Annotated in this window: 17 protein-coding genes; 7 read left to right on the forward strand and 10 right to left on the reverse strand. The window is 72.3% G+C overall.

Annotated features, from left to right (window positions below; genetic code table 11):
* Window positions 1–17 precede the first annotated feature (17 nt).
* Window positions 18–779, reverse strand: a complete 762-nt coding sequence (locus tag ABD340_RS43065) for a sulfite exporter TauE/SafE family protein (RefSeq protein ID WP_344597338.1) — start codon at window positions 777–779, stop codon at window positions 18–20.
* Between the two features lie 178 nt (window positions 780–957).
* Between ABD340_RS43065 and ABD340_RS43070 the strand changes: the two genes are divergently transcribed.
* The 6 genes from ABD340_RS43070 to ABD340_RS43095 all read left to right on the forward strand — a co-directional run bounded on the left by ABD340_RS43070 (window position 958) and on the right by ABD340_RS43095 (window position 7,542).
* Window positions 958–1,902: a 5-dehydro-4-deoxyglucarate dehydratase gene (locus ABD340_RS43070; RefSeq protein WP_344597340.1), complete on the forward strand. Its 945-nt coding sequence runs from the start codon at window positions 958–960 to the stop codon at window positions 1,900–1,902.
* A gap of 100 nt (window positions 1,903–2,002) precedes the next feature.
* Complete coding sequence (locus ABD340_RS43075) at window positions 2,003–2,980, forward strand: Bug family tripartite tricarboxylate transporter substrate binding protein (protein WP_344597342.1); 978 nt, start codon at window positions 2,003–2,005, stop codon at window positions 2,978–2,980.
* Complete coding sequence (locus tag ABD340_RS43080) at window positions 2,977–3,519, forward strand: tripartite tricarboxylate transporter TctB family protein (RefSeq protein ID WP_344597344.1); 543 nt, start codon at window positions 2,977–2,979, stop codon at window positions 3,517–3,519. The genes ABD340_RS43075 and ABD340_RS43080 overlap by 4 nt, the downstream gene beginning before the upstream one ends.
* Window positions 3,520–3,552: 33 nt before the next feature.
* Complete coding sequence (locus ABD340_RS43085) at window positions 3,553–5,043, forward strand: tripartite tricarboxylate transporter permease (RefSeq protein WP_344597346.1); 1,491 nt, start codon at window positions 3,553–3,555, stop codon at window positions 5,041–5,043.
* 109 nt (window positions 5,044–5,152) lie between these two features.
* Window positions 5,153–5,950: an SAM-dependent methyltransferase gene (locus tag ABD340_RS43090; RefSeq protein WP_344597347.1), complete on the forward strand. Its 798-nt coding sequence runs from the start codon at window positions 5,153–5,155 to the stop codon at window positions 5,948–5,950.
* A gap of 26 nt (window positions 5,951–5,976) precedes the next feature.
* Window positions 5,977–7,542: a class I adenylate-forming enzyme family protein gene (locus ABD340_RS43095; RefSeq protein WP_344597349.1), complete on the forward strand. Its 1,566-nt coding sequence runs from the start codon at window positions 5,977–5,979 to the stop codon at window positions 7,540–7,542.
* Here ABD340_RS43095 and ABD340_RS43100 read toward each other — a convergent pair.
* The 5 genes from ABD340_RS43100 to ABD340_RS43120 all read right to left on the reverse strand — a co-directional run bounded on the left by ABD340_RS43100 (window position 7,535) and on the right by ABD340_RS43120 (window position 12,575).
* A complete protein-coding gene (locus tag ABD340_RS43100) occupies window positions 7,535–8,731 on the reverse strand; it encodes a class I adenylate-forming enzyme family protein (RefSeq protein ID WP_344597351.1) in 1,197 nt (398 codons plus the stop codon). The two genes, ABD340_RS43095 and ABD340_RS43100, sit on opposite strands and share 8 nt — an antisense overlap.
* Window positions 8,728–9,951 carry a cytochrome P450 family protein gene (locus ABD340_RS43105; protein WP_344597352.1) on the reverse strand — a complete coding sequence of 408 codons (1,224 nt, stop codon included), beginning with the start codon at window positions 9,949–9,951 and terminating at the stop codon, window positions 8,728–8,730. Before ABD340_RS43105 ends, ABD340_RS43100 begins: the two co-directional genes overlap by 4 nt.
* 17 nt (window positions 9,952–9,968) lie before the next feature.
* Entirely contained in the window at window positions 9,969–11,060 is a 1,092-nt protein-coding gene (locus tag ABD340_RS43110; protein ID WP_344597354.1) for an NAD(P)/FAD-dependent oxidoreductase, read from the reverse strand.
* Window positions 11,057–12,001: a cucumopine synthase-related protein gene (locus ABD340_RS43115; RefSeq protein WP_344597356.1), complete on the reverse strand. Its 945-nt coding sequence runs from the start codon at window positions 11,999–12,001 to the stop codon at window positions 11,057–11,059. Before ABD340_RS43115 ends, ABD340_RS43110 begins: the two co-directional genes overlap by 4 nt.
* Window positions 12,002–12,134: 133 nt before the next feature.
* Entirely contained in the window at window positions 12,135–12,575 is a 441-nt protein-coding gene (locus ABD340_RS43120; protein WP_344597358.1) for a hypothetical protein, read from the reverse strand.
* Window positions 12,576–12,727: 152 nt separating this feature from the next.
* Here ABD340_RS43120 and ABD340_RS43125 point away from each other — a divergent pair, with 152 nt between their 5' ends.
* On the forward strand, window positions 12,728–13,633 hold the full coding sequence (locus tag ABD340_RS43125) for a LysR family transcriptional regulator (protein WP_344597360.1): 906 nt from the start codon (window positions 12,728–12,730) through the stop codon (window positions 13,631–13,633).
* A 14-nt stretch (window positions 13,634–13,647) separates the two neighbouring features.
* Here the strand turns inward: ABD340_RS43125 and ABD340_RS43130 are convergent, their stop codons facing one another.
* From ABD340_RS43130 to ABD340_RS43145, 4 genes are read right to left on the reverse strand one after another with little or no spacing between them, the layout of a single operon-like run.
* Entirely contained in the window at window positions 13,648–14,502 is an 855-nt protein-coding gene (locus ABD340_RS43130; protein ID WP_344597361.1) for a carbohydrate ABC transporter permease, read from the reverse strand.
* Window positions 14,499–15,467: a carbohydrate ABC transporter permease gene (locus ABD340_RS43135; RefSeq protein ID WP_344597363.1), complete on the reverse strand. Its 969-nt coding sequence runs from the start codon at window positions 15,465–15,467 to the stop codon at window positions 14,499–14,501. Before ABD340_RS43135 ends, ABD340_RS43130 begins: the two co-directional genes overlap by 4 nt.
* Entirely contained in the window at window positions 15,464–16,312 is an 849-nt protein-coding gene (locus ABD340_RS43140; protein WP_344597364.1) for a metallophosphoesterase, read from the reverse strand. Before ABD340_RS43140 ends, ABD340_RS43135 begins: the two co-directional genes overlap by 4 nt.
* The gene (locus tag ABD340_RS43145; protein WP_344597366.1) at window positions 16,312–17,685 is read right to left on the reverse strand and encodes an ABC transporter substrate-binding protein; all 1,374 of its coding nucleotides are present in this window, start codon (window positions 17,683–17,685) and stop codon (window positions 16,312–16,314) included. Before ABD340_RS43145 ends, ABD340_RS43140 begins: the two co-directional genes overlap by 1 nt.
* Window positions 17,686–17,688: the final 3 nt, after the last annotated feature.

Genomic DNA, 17,688 nt, shown 5'->3' on the forward strand with positions numbered 1-17,688 from the left:
GATGACAACATAGGTCATCATACGACTTGGAGGTAGAGGGCGAGCCCGAATCCGGCCGCGGCGATCGCGTAGCGCAGCGGTTTCTCCGGCAGCCGCCGCACCACCTTGGGCCCGATCCAGCTGCCCACCAGGCAGCCGCACGACAGCACGGCCGCGGCGGGCCAGTGCACCGGGGCGAGGAAGGCGTAGGCGACGGCGGCGGTCACGTTGGCGGCCCCGGTCGCGAGGTTCTTGACGGCGTTGGTCACCGGCAGCGGCTCGGTCGCGGAGGCGCAGAGCACGGCCAGCATCAGCACGCCGGCCGCGGCGCCGAAGTAGCCGCCGTACAGGCCGACCAGCCCGACCGGGACGACGAGCGGCGCGAAGGAGGGCGGGCCGTCGGAGGCCGCGCGGGCGGCCGACCGGGCTTCGGCCCGCCGCCTCAGCGGGTCACGCGCCAGCAGCAGGACCGAGCCGAGCGCGATGAGCCAGGGGACGACGGCCTCGAAGGCCGAGGCGGGCGTGCTGAGCAGCAGCCATGCCCCGACCGACCCGCCGGCGGCCGCCGTGGCGATCAGTTTGGCGGCGCGCCGCGACTGGCCGCGCAGCTCGGGACGTGACCCCGTGGCGGATCCCACCGTCGTGGAGAACATCGCCACGGTGTTGGTGACGTTGGCGGCGACGGGCGGCAGCCCGAAGGCCAGCAGCGCCGGGTAGCTGCACAGCGAGGCGAGCCCTGCGACGGACCCGGCAAGCCCGGCGCCGAACCCCGCGATGACCAGCAGGGTTCCGGAGGACACGTCCAATCGTCTAGCTCCGGCCGGAGGTGGCGGAGTCGGCGGGAACGGTCATCGCACCTCACTGGGGGGTCCCGCCGCGGACGGCCGGAAATCGATCTCGGCGAGAGCATTGACAGAGTACCGAAATAAGGCAAAGCTGCTCGCCACATGTCATCCAACTATATATGGAGACAAGTTGGTGGCTACGATCACGCACGGCGAGACGGCGGAACGGCTGCGGCGCGGCATGGCCGCGGGCGTGCTGTCCTTCCCGCTCACGACCTTCGACGCCGGCGGCGATGTCGACCTCGAGGCCTTCCGGGCGCATGTGCGCGGCCAGATCGCCGCCGGGCCCGGCGCGCTGTTCCCCTGCTGCGGGACGGGCGAGTTCTTCTCGCTCACCGAAGAGGAGTACGAGCACCTTGTCACGGTGGCGGTCGAGGAGGCCGCCGGCGCCGTGCCGGTGGTCGCGGGCACCGGCTACGGCTGGGCCCAGGCCGCCCGGTTCGCGGCCGCCGCCGAGCGGGCGGGCGCGGACGCCCTGCTCCTGCTGCCGCCCTACCTGGTGGAGGCGCCGCAGCGGGGGGTGGAGGAGCACGTCCGGCGCGTCGCCGCGAGCACCGCGCTGCCGATCATCGTCTACCAGCGCGCCCAGGTGCGGTTCGCGGTGTCCAGCGTGCCCGGGCTCGCCGCGATCCCCAACGTGATCGGCGTCAAGGACGGCCACTGCGACCTCGACCGGCTGCAGCGGCTCAGGCTCGCCGCACCCGACCACTGGCTGTTCTTCAACGGCGCGGCCACGGCCGAGATGCAGGCGCGCGCCTACCGCAGCATCGGCGTCCCGGCCTACTCGTCCGCCGTGCACGCGTTCGCTCCCGAGATCGCCAAGTCGTTCTTCACCGCGCTGCACGCCGACGACCACGCCCGGGTCGACCGGCTGCTGGAGGAGTTCTACGTTCCGCTGGTCGAGCTGCGCGACAAGGGGACCGGCTATGCGGTCTCCCTCATCAAGGCCGCCGCACGGCTGCGCGGTGCGAACACCGGTCCGGTGCGCGCACCGCTCGCCGAACCCGAACCCGAACATCTGGCCGCCCTCGACGAACTGCTCGGCACCGGCCTCGCCCTCGTCGGCGCCGACCGCTGACCCCCCGAACTCCGCCGGCCCCCACCCCCCGACTGGAACCACCCCCCGACCGGATCCAGCTCTCCTCCCCCTGGGAGAAACGGAGAGAAACGGAGAAATTATGAGAATCGGTGTCTTTCTGACAGTCGTCGCCCTGGCCGCCTCGGCATGTTCCGTGCAAGGCGGCGGCAAGGACAAGGACGCGTCCGGATATCCCGCCAAACCGGTGGAGTTCACCGTGCCGCAGGGACCCGGCGGCAGCACCGACCTCATCACCCGGGCCCTGGCCAAGAGCGTCGAGAAGCCGCTGGGTGCCAAGGCGGTCGTGGTGAACAAGCCGGGCGCCAACGGCAAGATCGCCGGCAAGGACGTGTTCAGCGCCAAGCCGGACGGCTACCGCGTCGCGGTCATGCCGCAGTCGCTGTTCGCGATCGGGCCGCTGATGCTCGACGACGCCGATGCGATCAAGCTCCAGGACATGACGATGGTCAAGGGGCTCGCCGTCGAGGACTACGTCCTGGTGGTGCCCGCCTCGTCCAAGTACAAGACGCTCAAGGACCTGCTCGGCGCCAGTGACCTCAAGTACGGCACCACGGGCCCCGGCACCGGCAGCCAGCTGTCGCAGGCCCTGCTGTTCGGCAAGGCCAAGGTGAAGTCCGCGCCCGTGCCGTTCGACGGCGGCGGGCCCACCGTGACCGCCGTGCTCGGCGGCAAGGTCGACGTCGCGTCCGTGCAGATCGCCGAGGGCTTCAAGCAGGTGCAGGCGGGCAAGATGCGCGCGCTGGCGGTCTTCTCCGAAAAGCGCCACGAGGCCCTGCCGGACGTGCCGACCGCCAAGGAGTCCGGCTACGAGGTGCTGGTCGACCAGCGCCGGTTCGTGGCGGCCCCGGCCGGACTGCCCGCCGACGTCCGCGACAAGCTCGCCGCCGCCATCGACAAGGCCGTGGCCTCGCCCGAGTACCTCCAGCTGCTCAAGTCCAGCTACATCGTCCCGTGGAACGCCAACGGCGAGCAGGTGGCGGCGCAGGTGAACGCGAGCCTCCAGCGGTTCGACTCCATGGCCAAGAGCCTCGGCATCGACCTCAAGGCGCAGCAGTGACCACTGCCGGTGCCGACGGTCCCGCCACCGCCGAGACCGCCGGTTCGGCGTCCCCGGACGGGGACGCCGAACCTGGCGGCGCCGTCGCCCCGCCCGGCTACGCGCGCCGGCTGAACGTGGTGTCGGCGCTGGTCACACTGGTGACCGGCGCCGTCGCCGCGGTCCTGTCGTGGAACCTCGGCGTCGGCACGCTGGCCGCCCCGGGCGCGGGACTGTGGCCGCTGGTCGTCGGCGTCGCGATGGTGGTCGTCTCGGCGCTGCTGGTGCTGCGGTCGCGGCCCCGGGGCGACGAGGAGCCGTTCACCAAGGACGCCGTGACGGTCGCCATCGCGGTGGCCTCGCTGCTCGGCTACGCGGTCCTGTTCGAGCTGGTCGGGTTCGAGGTGCCCACCCTGGCGCTGCTGGTGCTGTGGATGAAGGGGCTCGGCCGGGAGAGCTGGCGCGTCACGGCCGCGGTCTCGGTCGTCGCGACGGCCGTCCTCTACCTGCTGTTCATCACGGGGCTCGGGGTCTCGCTGCCCCACCTGATCGCCCTGTGAGCCGTCCCACCTGAACCACCTGCGAGACTGACTATGGACTTCCTCTCCCCGGTGATGTCGGGCTTCGGCGTCGTCTTCCAGCCGGAGAACCTGCTCTACTGCCTGCTCGGCGTCACCCTCGGCATGCTGGTGGGCGTCCTGCCCGGCCTGGGCCCCGCGGCCACCATCGCGGTCCTGCTGCCCATCACCTACAACATCGAGCCGACCGCGGCCATCATCATGCTGGCGGGGATCTTCTACGGCGCGCAGTACGGCGGGACGATCACCTCGGTGCTGCTGCGCCTCCCCGGCGAGGCGTCGAGCGTGGTCACGGCCATCGACGGGCACGAGCTGGCCAAGCAGGGCCGGGCCGGCACGGCCCTCGGCATCGCGGCCATCGGCTCGTTCATCGGCGGGACGGTGGCGATCGTCGCGCTGACGTTCGTCGCGCCGCTGGTGGCCGGCTTCGCCATCGACTTCGGGCCCTCGGAGTACACCGCGCTCGCACTGCTCGGCATCCTGCTGATCACCACGCTCGGCAGCGGGTCCCGGCTCAAGAGCGTCCTGATGGCCACCGTCGGGCTGCTGCTGGCGACGGTCGGCCAGGACCCGCTGGAGGGCGCCGCCCGGCTGACCTTCGGCGTCGACCCGCTGCTCGACGGCATCGACTTCGTGATCGTCGCGATGGGCCTGTTCGGCGTCGCGGAGATCCTGCACAACATGGAGTCGCTGCGGCGGCCGCAACCCCCGGCCGTGAAGGTGGACTCGGTCTACCCCTCGCGCCGGGACCTCGGCGAGTCCAAGGGCGCGATCGCCCGCGGATCGGTGCTGGGGTTCCTGCTCGGGATCCTGCCGGGCGGCGGCGCGACGATGTCGTCGATGGTCGCCTACGCGGTGGAGAAGAGGGCCGCCAAGGAACCCGGGAAGTTCGGCAAGGGCGCCGTCCAGGGCGTCGCGGGCCCGGAGACGGCCAACAACGCGGGCGCGACGTCCTCGTTCATCCCGCTGCTGACGCTGGGCATCCCAGCGAACGCGACCATGGCCGTCATGTTCGGCGCGCTGCTGATCCAGGGGATCACGCCGGGACCGACGCTGGTGGACGAGAAGCCCGACCTGTTCTGGGGCGTGGTCAACTCCATGTACGTCGGGAACCTGCTGCTCCTGGCGATGAGCATGCCGCTGATCGGGCTGTTCGTCCGGGTGCTGCGGGTCCGGGCGGCGATCCTGGCCCCGCTGACGATCCTCATCACGATGATCGGCGTCTACACGGTCCGGCTGAGCGTGTTCGACATGTTCCTGATGGTCGGGCTCGGGGTGCTCGGCTACCTGATGAAGAAGGCGGGCTTCGAGCCGGGGCCGCTGGTGCTGGCCTTCGTCCTCGGCGAACTGCTGGAATCGTCCTTCCGGCGCTCGATGCGCATCTTCGGCGGCGACCTCACCGGATTCCTCACCCAGCCGATCACCGCGTCCCTGCTCGCCCTGATCCTGCTGATCGTGCTGGCGCCCTGGGCGCTGCGCGCCACCCGCGGGAAGGCGCCGGTCTGAGGCCGCGGAAGCGCTTTCCGGGAACTCCGCGACTCGGTGCGAAGAAGCTCCCGGATCGGGTGCCGTCGTACTAGCTTGTGATCTGTACGATCGCTGGTGAGGAGAGACGGTGGACGAACGGCCTCGGCCGCGGGGTTTCGACCCGAGTGTGCCCAACATCGCTCGGATGTACGACTACTACCTCGGCGGCAAGGATCATTACGAGGCCGATCGGGCACGCGGCGACGAGGCGATCGCGGCCGACCCCACGCTGCTCACCCTGATCAGGGAGAACCGGGCCTTCCTCGGGCGCGCGGTGCGGTACCTGGCCGCGCAGGGCATCGACCAGTTCCTCGACATCGGCACCGGCCTGCCCACCCAGCAGAACGTGCACCAGATCGCGCAGTCGGTGAATCCGGACGCCCGGACGGTCTACGTCGACTACGACAAGCAGGTGGTCGTGCACGGGCGGGCCCTGCTGGCCGGCTCTGGCGGCACCAGGATGATCCAGGCCGACCTGCGCCGGCCGCAGGAGATCCTCGAGCATCCCGAGATGGAGCTGCTGGACTTCAGCAGGCCGGTGGCGCTCCTGCTGGTGGCGACCCTGCACTTCATCCCCGACGAGGACGATCCGCCCGGCATCATGAAGGTGCTGCGCGACGCGCTGGCCCCGGGCAGCCATCTGGCGCTGACGCACGCCTCGTCCGACGGCGTCCCCGAAGTGGTCGCCAAGGTCGTGGAGGTCTACAAGCGGACCTCCGCGCCGGGCACGCCGCGCACCCGGGAGCAGGTGACGGGCCTGTTCGGCGACTTCGAGCTGGCCGACCCCGGCGTGGTGTGGGCGCCGCTGTGGCGCCCCGAGCGGCCGGTCTCCATGGAGGAGGCCCAGCGGATCTGGTTCTACTCGGGTGTCGGACGCAAGTCCTGAGGGATCGCGGGGCGAGGGAGGGCGATATGCGGGCGCTCACGGTCGGGACCGCGCTCAAGGACGCGGCGGCCAGGGACAAGGCATTCCTGCACGACGGCGACGGCACCATCACCTTCGCCGGATTCGACGAGATGGCCGACCGGGTCGCCGAGGGGTTACTCGGCCGCGGGATCCGGCACGGTGACCGGATCGGGCTGCTGGGCCTCAACACGCCGCAGTGGCTCGCCGCCTTCTTCGGTGCCGCGCGGATCGGCGCCGTCATCGTCCCGCTCAACGTGCGCTACCGGGAACGGGAGCTGTCCTACATGCTCGGGCAGAGCGGGGCGCGGACGGTCATCAGCCTCGACGCCACTCCCGACTTCGACTTCGCGGCGTTCTTCGAGGGCTTCCGGCCGAAGGTCCCCGGCGTGGGCGACTTCGTGTTCTTCGGCGAAGGGTTCGCGGGCAGCTGCTCCTTCGACGAGCTGACCGCCACGCCGGCCGGCCCGGAGGCGCCGGCCGCCGCGCGCGAGGCGGTGTCCCCCGACGACCCGCTGATGATCCTCTACACCTCCGGGACCACCGGACGGCCCAAGGGCGCGGTGATCACGCATCGCGGCATCCTGGCCTCCGCGTCGGCGCAGGCCGAGCATTTCGCGATGGACGACACCGACGTGCTGCTGGGGCACCTGCCGTTCAACCATGTCGGCGGGATCACCTGCACCGTCATGGCCGCGCTGGTCAGCGGCGGATCGGTGGCGCTGCTGCCGGCGTTCGGCCCGGAGGCGGCGCTGCGCGCCGTCGAGCGCCACCGGGTGACGTTCCTGGGCGCGGTGCCGACGATGTTCGTGCTGATGCTCGGCCGGGAGGACTTCGCCGACCACGACGTCTCGTCGGTGCGGATCTGCACGGCTGGCGGCTCCAACGTGGAGCCGGCGCTGGGCGAGGCGATCCGGCGCGGCTTCCCGGGCGCCTCCTTGTACGGGCTGTACGGCCTGTCGGAATCCTCGGGCGCGTGCGTGCTGTCCCGGCCGGACGACGACCCCGAGACGGTCTCCCGCACGCTGGGCGTGGTGATCGGCGACTTCGAGGGCCGGGTGACCGGTCCGGACGGCGCCGTGCTCGCGCCGGGCGAGACCGGCGAGCTCCAGATCCGCGGCGGCTGCGTGGCCGCCGGCTACTGGGACATGGAGGAGGAGTCCGCGGAGGCCTTCCTGCCGGGCGGCTGGCTGGCCACCGGGGACATGGCCGCCATGGAGCCGGACGGGCATCTGGTGCTGCGCGGCCGCAAGAAGGAGATGTACATCCAGGGCGGCTTCAACGTCTACCCCGTGGAGATCGAGAACCTGCTGGCCACCCATCCGAAGGTCGCGATGGCCGCCGGGATCGGCGTGCCCGACGAGGTGCTCGGCGAGGTCGGCCGGTTCTACGTGGTGCCGCGCCAGGGGGTCGAGCCGCCCACGGCGGACGAGCTCACCGCCTTCTGCTGGGAGCGGCTGGCCGACTACAAGGTGCCCCGCCAGCTCGTCATCGCCGCCGAGGTGCCCCTGACGCCGGTCGGCAAGATCCACAAGGCGCTGCTGAAGGACCGCTACCTGTCGAGCCTCACGTGATCCGGTCCGAAAGGAACAGGTAGCCGCCGGGGTCCAGGCGGCCCCGGTCCCCGGTGCGCAGCCAGCCGTCGCGCACGGATCGGGACGTGCCTTCGGAATCCCCGACGTAGCCGAGCATCAGCTGCCTCGTCCGCACCCAGACCTCCCCGGTCTCGCCGGCGGGCAGGTCGGCCCCTCGGGGGTCGCGGACGCGCAGTTCGACTCCCGGCACCGCCCGGCCGGCGGACGCCAGCAGGTCGGTCCGGCGGTGGTCGCCGGGGTGGAGGGCGGTCAGGAAGCCGCCTTCGGTGGTGCCGTAGGTCTGCGTCAGCGCCGGGCCGAGCCGTCCGGCCGCCGCGGCGGTGCGGGCAGGGAGCGGGGCCGTGCCCCCGTAGAGCAGCTGCCGCAGGCCGTCGAGGGGCGCGTCCATGTCCTGGGCGAGGCCGTAGATCTCGACCGGACGGCCGGCCATGACGTGGGTGACGCCTTCACGGGCGACCAACCGGGCCAGGCGCGCGGCATCGTCCAGGACGGGTTCCAGGACGACCGTGCCGCCGCCCGCCAGCGTCCACAATGTGAGCAGGCCCGGCACGTACCGGCGGCGCGGTGCCAGCAGGAACCGCCACGGGCCCGGTCCGAAGATCGCCCGGGCGGCGTCCAGGTGGGCGGTCTCGGTGCGGTGCCCGTACGCCACGGCCTTGCGCGATCCGGTCGTGCCGCTGCTGAACATCACCACCGAGACCGCGTCCGGATCGCCGGGTCCGGGCACGGTCACCGGCCCGGCCGGCAGGGAGGCGCCGGAGGGCGCGAAGAGGCCGGCGTCCAGTCGGCGGCGGACCCGCACCGGGCACGCGGCCAGCAGCGCCTCCGCGTCCGCTTCCCGTGCGGGGTCCCAAAGGACGGCCGACGCGTCCAAGGCCCGCATCGTCGCCGCGGCGAGCGGAACGGGGATGTCGCTCACCAGGTGCACGAACGGGCACCCGAGCGCGAGCGCGGCCAGCCGGCCGACGACCGATTCGGGCGCTTCGCCGTACAGGCAGGCGATGGTGTCGCCCGGCCGCACACCGAGGCCGGTGAGGCGGTCGGCGCCGGCCGCGACCATGGCCAGGACCTCTTCGCCGCTGAGCCGGCGTCCGCCGCGCACCAGCACGTCGCCGTCGCCCGCCGCCCGCAGGCCGTCGATGACCGCCTGCCCGAGCCCGCCGGTCATCGGGCCCTCCGGCCGAGCAGCACCGGCAGCGTTCTGGTGCTGACGGCGATCACCGTGTCGAGGCCGCCGAGCCGGTCCAGCGGCTCGGCGGGCGCCATGTCGGGGAACGCCTCGAACAGCGCCGCCAGCGCGATCCCGGTCTGCAGCCGCGCCAGCGGCGCGCCCAGGCAGTAGTGCGCCCCCTGCCCGAACGACAGGTGCGACGGGGGAGCGGCGGACACCTCGAACCGCGCGGCCCGCGGCCCGTACCGCTCGGGGTCGCGCCCGGCCGCCGCGTAGCAGGCCAGGACCGCCTCGCCCTTGCGCACCGGCACCCCGTCGATCCGGAGGTCGCGGACGGCGTAGCGCATCGGGAACAGGCCGATGGGGGAGTGCACGCGCAGCGCCTCCTCGACCGCCGCGTCCCACGGGCGTTCCCCGGAGCGCAGCAGCCGCAGCTGGCCGGGGGAGGACAGCAGGGCCCGCACGGCGTTGGTGATGAGGTTGACCGTGGTGACGTGCCCGGCGACGAACAGCGTCTCGATGGTGTCGATGACCTCGTCGGCGGTGAGCCGGTCCCCCTCCAGGGCGATCAGCTCGCTGATCAGGTCGTCGCCCGGGGCACCCCGCCGTTCGGCGACGACCTCGGTGAGCACCGCGCGGCGCCCGGCCCGGGCGTCGGCGATGCGCCGCCGGCCGTCCCGCGTCGTCGCCGTCACCCGCCCGTGCTCGTACAGTTCGGGCCGGCGCTCGGCGGGGATGTCCAGCAGGTCGGCGATGACCTCGCTGGGCAGCGGATAGGCGAACTCGCGCCGCAGGTCGACGGGGCCGGGCGGCAGCTGCGCGAGCCGGTCGACCAGCGTCGCGGCCGCCTTCTCGATCCCGGGCCGCAGCCCGCGGACGTGGCGGGGGGAGAACGCGCGGGCGAGCGGGCCGCGCAGCCGCCGGTGCTCGGCGCCTTCGGCGTTCACCATCGAGGTGTCCCGGACGATCTGCGCGAGCGATCCCCCGGGGTCCAGGGCGCGCCGCCCCTCCTCCGACCAGTGCCGGATGTCCCGTGACAGGTCGGGGTGGGTCAGCACCGCCTGCAAGGTGGAGTACCGGGCCGCGGCCCACACCCGCACGCCTTCGAGCTCCACCGGCACCAGCGGCCCGGCCCGCCGCAGCCGGTCGTTGACGCTGTGCACGTCCTCCGGCCGGAAGTCGAGCACGATGCGCGCGGATTCCCTATCGCTTTCCATGTCGCTTTCCATGTCGCTCACCCCCGTTGCGCGGTGGCCGCCAGGCGCTGGACGTCGATGTCCGGTTCACGGCCGAGGTACAGGTCGCGGACCAGCCGCCCGGCGGCGGGAGCGGTGCACAGGCCGTGCCCGGAGAACCCGGCCGCGTAGAAGAACGGGGTTCGCGCGGGCGCGCGGCCGATGAACGCGGTCCGGTCGGGGCTGGCGTCCCGGACGCCGGTGAACGCAGTGCGCAGGGCGGTCCCCTCCAGGCTCGGATAGGTGACGGCCAGCTGCGCGCGCACCTGCTCGCGCCAGCCCTCCCGGTCCGGGCCCGGGTAGCCCATGCCGACGAGCAGCCCGTCCCCCCGTTTGCGCACGAGCAGGCCGCTGGCGGCGTGCAGGGTGATCGGGATGTCGGGCAGCGGGATCCTGGACGGGGGCGGCCCGGTGGCCAGCAGCTCCTGCTCGACCGGTTCGGCCAGCGGCAGGTCCACCCCCGCCGATCGGGCGAGCGGCACCGACCAGGCGCCCGCGGCGCACACGATCGCGTCGGCGGTCAGGACGCCGCCGGCGGTGTGCAGGCGTCCCTTCGCGACGTCGATCGCGGTGACCGGGCAGTCCGTCCGCAGGTCGGCCCCCGCCCGGCGGGCGGCGGCGGCGAAACCGGAGACGATGGCCGCGGTGTCGGAGACGTACGCCTGCGGTGACCAGGCCGCCGCGAGCAGCCCGATGTCGCCCACCAGGGGGTTGCGCCTCCTGGCCTCCTCGGCGTCGACCAGCGCGACGTCCACGCCGGCGGCCTGCTGCGCGGGCAGGTCGTCCTCGAACGCCGCGATCTGGTCGCGTTCGGTGAACAGGATCAGGTAGCCGGCCCGCCGCATCGGCAGGGGCGTACCGATCCGCCAGGCGAAGGCCCGGTAGGCGTCCAGGCTCCGCACCGCCATCGCCGAGCTGACGGGGTTCCCGAGGAAGTAGGCGCGCAGCACGTCGGCGGTGGCCCGGGACGCCCCGGACCCGAGCCCGTGACGTTCCAGCAGCACCGTGCCGACGCCCGCCTCGGCCAGGTGGCAGGCCACCGACAACCCGATCACGCCGCCGCCGACGACCGCCACGCGCCGGTCGGTCACCGCTGCGCCTCCGCCGGGACCAGCCGGTCGCCGGCCTGCCAGGGGAACAGGTGGAGGTTCCAGCCGCCCAGGCAGTTGATGTACAGCGCCATGTGCGCCATGACCGCGACGAAGTCGTCACGGGTCTGGAGCCGCTCCAGGTGGTCCAGTACCTGCTCGGTGAACGTGCCCAGCTTCTCCAGCCCGCAGTAGGCCAGGAACTCCGCCGGGACGGCGATCAGCGTGCGGGCCATGTGCCGCAGCGACGGCAGCGGCATCCCTTCGCGGGCGGCGCGTACCAGGCCGCTGTAGACGTTGTACCCCAGCGGCCGGGTCTCCCCGTTGACGAACAGCATCGTCGTCAGGACGGTGCCGTAGCTGCCCGCCCCCGAGCGGAAGCGTCCGTCGTGCACATCCACCAGCTCCTGGGGCGGGACGAGCCAGATCCGCTCGGTCTCGGCGTGCACCTCGCCGATCAGCGCGTCCGTCTCCGGGGCGGCCGCCCTGAGCCGGGGCACGCGGTGGCCGCTCACCTTGCCGGCGCGCCGCACCTCGGCCATGACCGGCTTCTTGGACGAGTACACCGAGTCCCACACCGCCCGCCCGGCCTCGGCGAGCGCGTCCAGGTCGCCCGGCACCACCTGGCCGACCGGGGTGGCCGGCATCGGCTCGGTCAGCGTCCCGTACTTGATCCCCAGATGCTGCAGCCGCGAGCAGAACACGGTGCCGTCCGGGACCGTCCGCCGGTCGACCCGGTGGGCGGCGGGCAGGTGCAGCAGGTCGTGGACGGGGGCCACGTGGAACAGGTGATGACCGGCGACCAGGGCGTGCCCCTGCAGGCTCCGGTACGGCAGGGCCTCCCACAGCGCCTCGGCCAGGCCGGCGTTCCGGTCGTCGAGGTCGGCGGTGACGGTGATGCCCAGCCCCGACCAGCAGATCTCGATCCGTTGCGAAAGGTTCACATTACGCAGCGGTACCCTCACCGACGGATACATGTCCGTGACGACGAAGGTTTCCGCTTTGGAGGGCGGAGTCTGGTTAGCTCCTGACCTGCGCTTTCAGGACGGCTCTGTTCCTGTTTCCCCCAGAGCGGGGTCAGTCCTCCGGGGCGACCACGCAGTCGTCGTTGCTGCTGCCGGTGTCCTTGCTGGGCGGCTCCCACTCAAGGGACGTCGGCGGCACGGTGAGGAAGGCGTAGGTCTCGCCGTCCTCGAGGCAGTTGTCGTGGTCCTTGCCGACCCTGACGCCGCCCAGGTCGGTGACCAGGAACCCGCGTTTCGGATCCAGCGTCACACGGACCGTGAAGCCGTTGACGCGGGTGCTGCGGAAAGGAGCGTTCGAGGGGACCACCCACATGCCCGAGGGCTTCTGCTCGATCAGGGCGCGGTCTCCTGTGTCGCCGTCCTCGTCCCAGCCGTCGATGTAGACCGTCGCGTTCGGCTGGATCTGCCTGAGCGCGGTGTTCTCCATGGTGCACGAGGCCGTCAGCCCCAGGACCGGCAGCAGGATGACCGCGGGCAACACTTTGGAGCGCATGTCGTTCCTCTCGGGGGCGTGCGGCGATGACGAGGCCCGATGACGAGGCTCGGTTCAAACCCTGGCACGGGCAATGAGTGTGATGTCCGAATCAACGGACTGGTTCGGAATCGTTCACCGTCTGCTCGCTCGACCGGGTTAGCGTCGCCCGCGTGGAACTGCGCCATGTGAGATCGTTCCTAGCCATCGCCGAGGAGCTGCACTTCGGAAGGGCCGCGGCCCGGCTCCACCTGGCCCAGCCCTCGCTCAGCCAGCACCTGCGGCAGCTGGAGCGCGCGGTGGGGGCGGAGCTGGTGTCCAGGACCTCCCGCGACGTGCGGCTGACCCCCGCGGGCGAGGTCTTCCGCGAGCTCGCCGACGACATCATGGAGCGGGTCCAGCGGGCGGGGGAGGCGGCCAGGGCCGCCGCGGCGGGCCGTTCGGGCACGATCAGGGTGGGGTACAACTTCCCGGCCGGCCAGCGGGTGCTGCCCGGCACGCTGGCCCGTTTCAACGCACGCCACCGCCAGGCCGAGGTGGTCATGATCGAGATGCGCACCGGGCCGCAGCTCGCCGCGCTCCAGGAGGGGCGCCTGGACGTCGCCATGGTGTACGGCGAGCCCGCCGGGAGGGGGCTGGCCGGTCGCCGCCTGCTGCGGGTCCCGCTGGTGGCGGTGGTGGGCCTGGAGCACCGCTGGGCGGACCGGGGCGAGGTGCCGTTCCAGGAGCTGGCCGGGGAGAACTGCATCCTGTTCCACCGGGCGCAGTCGTCGGCGATGTACGACGCGATCCTCTCCGCCGCGCGCACCAGCGGGATCCGGCTCAACGTGGCCGAGGAGGTGGACGATCCGGGCGCCACCGCGATCATCGCGGCCGTCAAGCCGCTGGTCGGGTTCGCCTCCGCGCTGCGCGGCAGGCACGCGCAGGCCGCCACCGGAGGGCCCGGGACCACCACGGTCCGGCTCTACGACCCGGTCCCGGTCCTGGACGTGTACGCGGCGTGGAACGCCGACCCCGGCCCGCTGGTCGAGTCCTTCCTCGGCTGCCTGCCCGCCGGGAAGGAGCCCGTCCCCGCCTGACCGGAGCCGGCCCGTCACTTAAGCCCGGACCTGACGAACGCGTTCACGATGTGCCGCTGCAGGAACACGTACAGCGCCAGCACGGGCAGGGAGGCCAGCCCGGCCGTGGCCATCAGCGGCCCCCAGTCGTTGCCCTCGGTCCCCATGAAGCTGCGCAGGCCGAGCTGGATCACCGAATTGGAACGCTGGAGCACCATCGCCGGCCAGAAGTACTCGTTCCAGGCGGTGATGAACAGCAGGATGCCGAGCGCGGCCAGCGCCGGGCGCAGGACGGGGACGACGACCGTCCACAGGGTGCCCCACGACGAGCGCCCGTCCATGCGCGCCGCGTCCAGGAGCTCCCTGGGAAAGTTCATCAGGTGCTCGCGCAGCAGCAGCACGCCGAGCGCCGAGCACAGGTTCGGGACGACCACCCCGGCGAGTGTCTCCAGCAGGCCGAGCTGCGCGAGCAGCGCGTAGTTGGGCAGCATGGTCACCTGGAAGGGCACCAGCCAGGTGCCCACGAACAGCAGGTAGGCGAGCCGCCGCCCGCGGAACCGCCAGGCGGCGAACGCGTACGCGGCGGGCAGCGCGACCAGCAGCTGGCCGAGCGCGGACAGCGTCGCCATGATCGTGGTGTTCAGCAGCATGCCCGCGACATCGTTCTTGGCGAACGCGTCGGCGTAGTTGTCCAGCGACAGCGGCCAGGGGAGCGGGGACAGGTCGTGGACGTCGCCGGGCGCGCGCAGCGACGTCGCGTAGATCCAGTAGATCGGGAAGAGGCAGGCCAGGCTGAGCAGGCCCAGCGCCGCATGCCCCGCCGCGCGTTCGATCCGCGTGCGCGCGCCCGGCCCGCTCCCGGTCGGCCCGCTCCCGGTCGTCCCGCTCATGGCCCCTCCTCCCGCGGCGCGCGGTCGGCCAGCCGGGTCAGCAGCGCCGCGATCAGCATGAAGCCCGCGAAGAAGATCATTCCGGCGGCCGCCGTCAGGCCGGCGTCGTGGCTGCGGAAGCCGTACTCCCAGAGCAGGTAGTAGACGGTGGTGGTCGAGCCGTCCGGACCGCCCTGGGTCAGGGTGTCGACGAGGGGAAAGGTCCACTGCGCCGACAGCAGCACGGTCATCAGCGCCAGGAAGGACAGCGTCGGCGACAGCAGCGGCAGCGTGATCCACCGCGTGATCTGGCCGCGCGAGGCGCCGTCCACCTTCGCCGCCGCCGCGTACTCGGGATCGATGCCGGTCAGGCCCGCCGACACCACCAGCACCGCGAACCCGACGACGTGCCAGCCGGCGATGACGATGATCGTCCACTGCGCGGTCGCGGTGCTGTTCAGCCAGTTCGTGTTCGTGCCGAGGACCGAGTTGACCGCGCCCCCCGAGGGGTCGAGCAGCCACTGCCAGGCCGCCGCGCCCGCGACGGGGGCGACCAGCATCGGCGCGAACACCATGCCCCGGTACGCGGCGCCCGCCCTGCCGCGCACCCCGCGGGCGGCCAGGGCCACCGCGAGCGGGATCAGCACGGTGAACGGCAGCATCCCGAGGATCACCACGAACGTCCGGCCGACCGAGGCGGCCAGCTCGGGCGTCGCCAGCAGCCGCTCGTAGTTGGCGGTGCCCACGGGTGTCAGGGGCGAGGTCGGCGCCAGGTTCCAGGAGTGGAACGACAGGTAGAGCGTCTGGGCGAGCGGCCGGTACGTCCATACGCCCAGGAGCACCAGGCCGGGGGCCAGATAGAGGTACGGCGGGGCGGCCCGCACCAGCCGCGTGAACAGGCCGGGCCGGACCGGGAGGGGCGCCGCCCGCCCCGCCGCGAGCGGGCGGGAGGGCGGCGCGACCTCGACGAACGTGCCGGTCGTCATACCCCGACCACGTTCTCGATCATGCGTATCCGGTCCGCCGCGGGCACGTCGTACACCTCGGCGGCCCGCGAGAGCGGGACGGCGGTCGCGACGGCCTGCCCGCCGAACACGTCGATGCGGCTGAACGCGGCGTCCGCGCCCGCGCGGAGCCTGCCCTGGGGCGGGAACCCGGCCACCCCGTACGCCAGCGCGGGGCCGACCCAGACCGGCACGCCCGCCAGGGAGCCGCAGGCGGCGTGGTGGGCGTGACCCGTCACCACGAGCCGGACGTCGCTCCCCGCGATCGCCTCCGCCAGCCGTTCCGGGCCGCGCAGGCGCAGCAGGTTCACGGGCGGGACGGGCGAGGGCAGCGGCGGGTGATGGCAAAGCAGGAGCGTGCCCAGGGGGGCGGGCGTGGCCAGGACGCCGGTGAGCCACTCCAGCTGCGCGTCCGACAGGTGCCCGTCGTGCTTGCCCGGCTCGGTGCTGTCCAGCGACACGACGCGCATGCCGCCGATCACGCGGACGGAGTCGCACGCGTCCGTGGCCGGCTCCTCGCCGAGAAGCCCGGCGCGGAAGGCGGCGCGCTCGTCGTGATTGCCCATCGCGTACACGACCTCGGTCCCGATCCGCCGCGCCGCCGGTTCCACCAGCTCGCGCAGCCGCCGGTACGCGCCGGGCGAGCCGTCGTCGGTGAGGTCCCCGGTGAGCAGCAGCGCCGCCACCGGCGTCCCCGACCCTTCGAGCATCTCCAGCGCGGCCCGCAGGTGGGCCGCGGTGTCGACGGACCCGTGCATCAGCTCGCCCTCGGGCATGATGTGGGTGTCGGTGATCTGGACGAACGTCAGATCCGGTGCCGGCGTCATCAGCGCCCCGCCTTGATCAGCCCGGCCAGCTCGTCCTGCCTGCCGCGCAGCGTGGAGTCCACGTCCGAGCCCTGGAAGACGGCGCTCTCCACCGCGGCCATCATCCCGTCCCGCACCTGCAGGTAACCGGCGCCCGGCATCGACACCCACGGCTGCATCCTGGCGAGCTGCTCCAGGTTGGGCTTGAGGTAGGGGTTGGCGTCCGCCCAGGGCTTGAGCCCGGCGGGGTCATCGACCAGCCCGGTGCGCAGCGGCAGGTACCCGATCTTGCCCGCGATGGTGGTGTACGCCTCCTCGCTGGTCAGGAACTTGATCAGCTCCCAGGCGGCGCGCCGCTTGGGGCCGTCCTTGGCGAAGACGAACAGCGCCGCGCCCGAGTTGGTCGGCACCGCCTGCCGGCCCTTGAAACCGGGCATCGCCGCCGCGCCCAGCCGCCACTTGCCGGTCGAGGCCTTCAGGAAGTTGCCCTGCATCGCGCTGGATTCGAGGATCATGCCGATGTCGCCGCGCGCGAACCCCTCGACCGCCTGCATCTGCGTGCGGTTGGGCATCGCCCCGGAGGCCACCAGGTCCCGCATGGCCTTCACCGCACCGGCCGACTGCGGGTCGGCGAACGTCAGCTTCGTGCGGTCCTGCGAGATCACCCGCCCGCCGTTGGACTGGGCGATCGCCTGGAAGCACCAGTCCTTGGCGGCCTTGGTCAGGCAGTCGACGTAGACGCCGTCCTTGCCGCCCTTCTTCTTGATCGCCAGAGCGGCGGTCTTGACCTCGTCCCACGTCGCGGGCGGCTTGGACGGATCCAGACCGGCCTTCTTGAAGAGCTCCTCGTTGAAGTACAGCATGGGGGTGGACAGCACGAACGGCATGCCGTAGGTCTTGCCGTTCCAATCCCCGAGCGTCCGCGTCGTGGGCGCGTACGGGTACTTGGCGCCCTGGAGGTTCCCGGTGACCTGGTCCTTGCCGACCAGGTCGTCCAGCGGCAGGGCCTTCAGGTGGTTGACGGTGAAGTCCAGATCGCTGAAACCGAGCTGCGCCACGTCGGGCGGGGTACCGGTGGCGATCTGGTTCTGCAGGCTGGAAACCGTGTCGGTGGCGGGGTTGGCGCTGTTGCCCTGCGGCTTCTGGGCGGTGACCTTGATGTTGGGGTGCTTCTTCTGGAAGGCGCCGATCAGCTCGTTGAAGGTGTCCGTCCACGCTCCGGCCTGCCCGAAGTTGTAGCTCTCCAGGACGATCGAGACCTTCTGGTCCGGGTCGAGTGCGGGGGCGAGGCCCACGGGGTCGCCCGCCGCGTCCCCGCCACCGCCCATGCCGCAGGCGGTCGCCGTCAGGACCAGCGCGGAAACAGCGCATGCCGAAAAGAGGGGTCTTCTCATTGG

The organism is Actinomadura vinacea (assembly GCF_039532545.1).
GTDB classification, from domain to species: Bacteria; Actinomycetota; Actinomycetes; order Streptosporangiales; family Streptosporangiaceae; genus Spirillospora; species Spirillospora vinacea.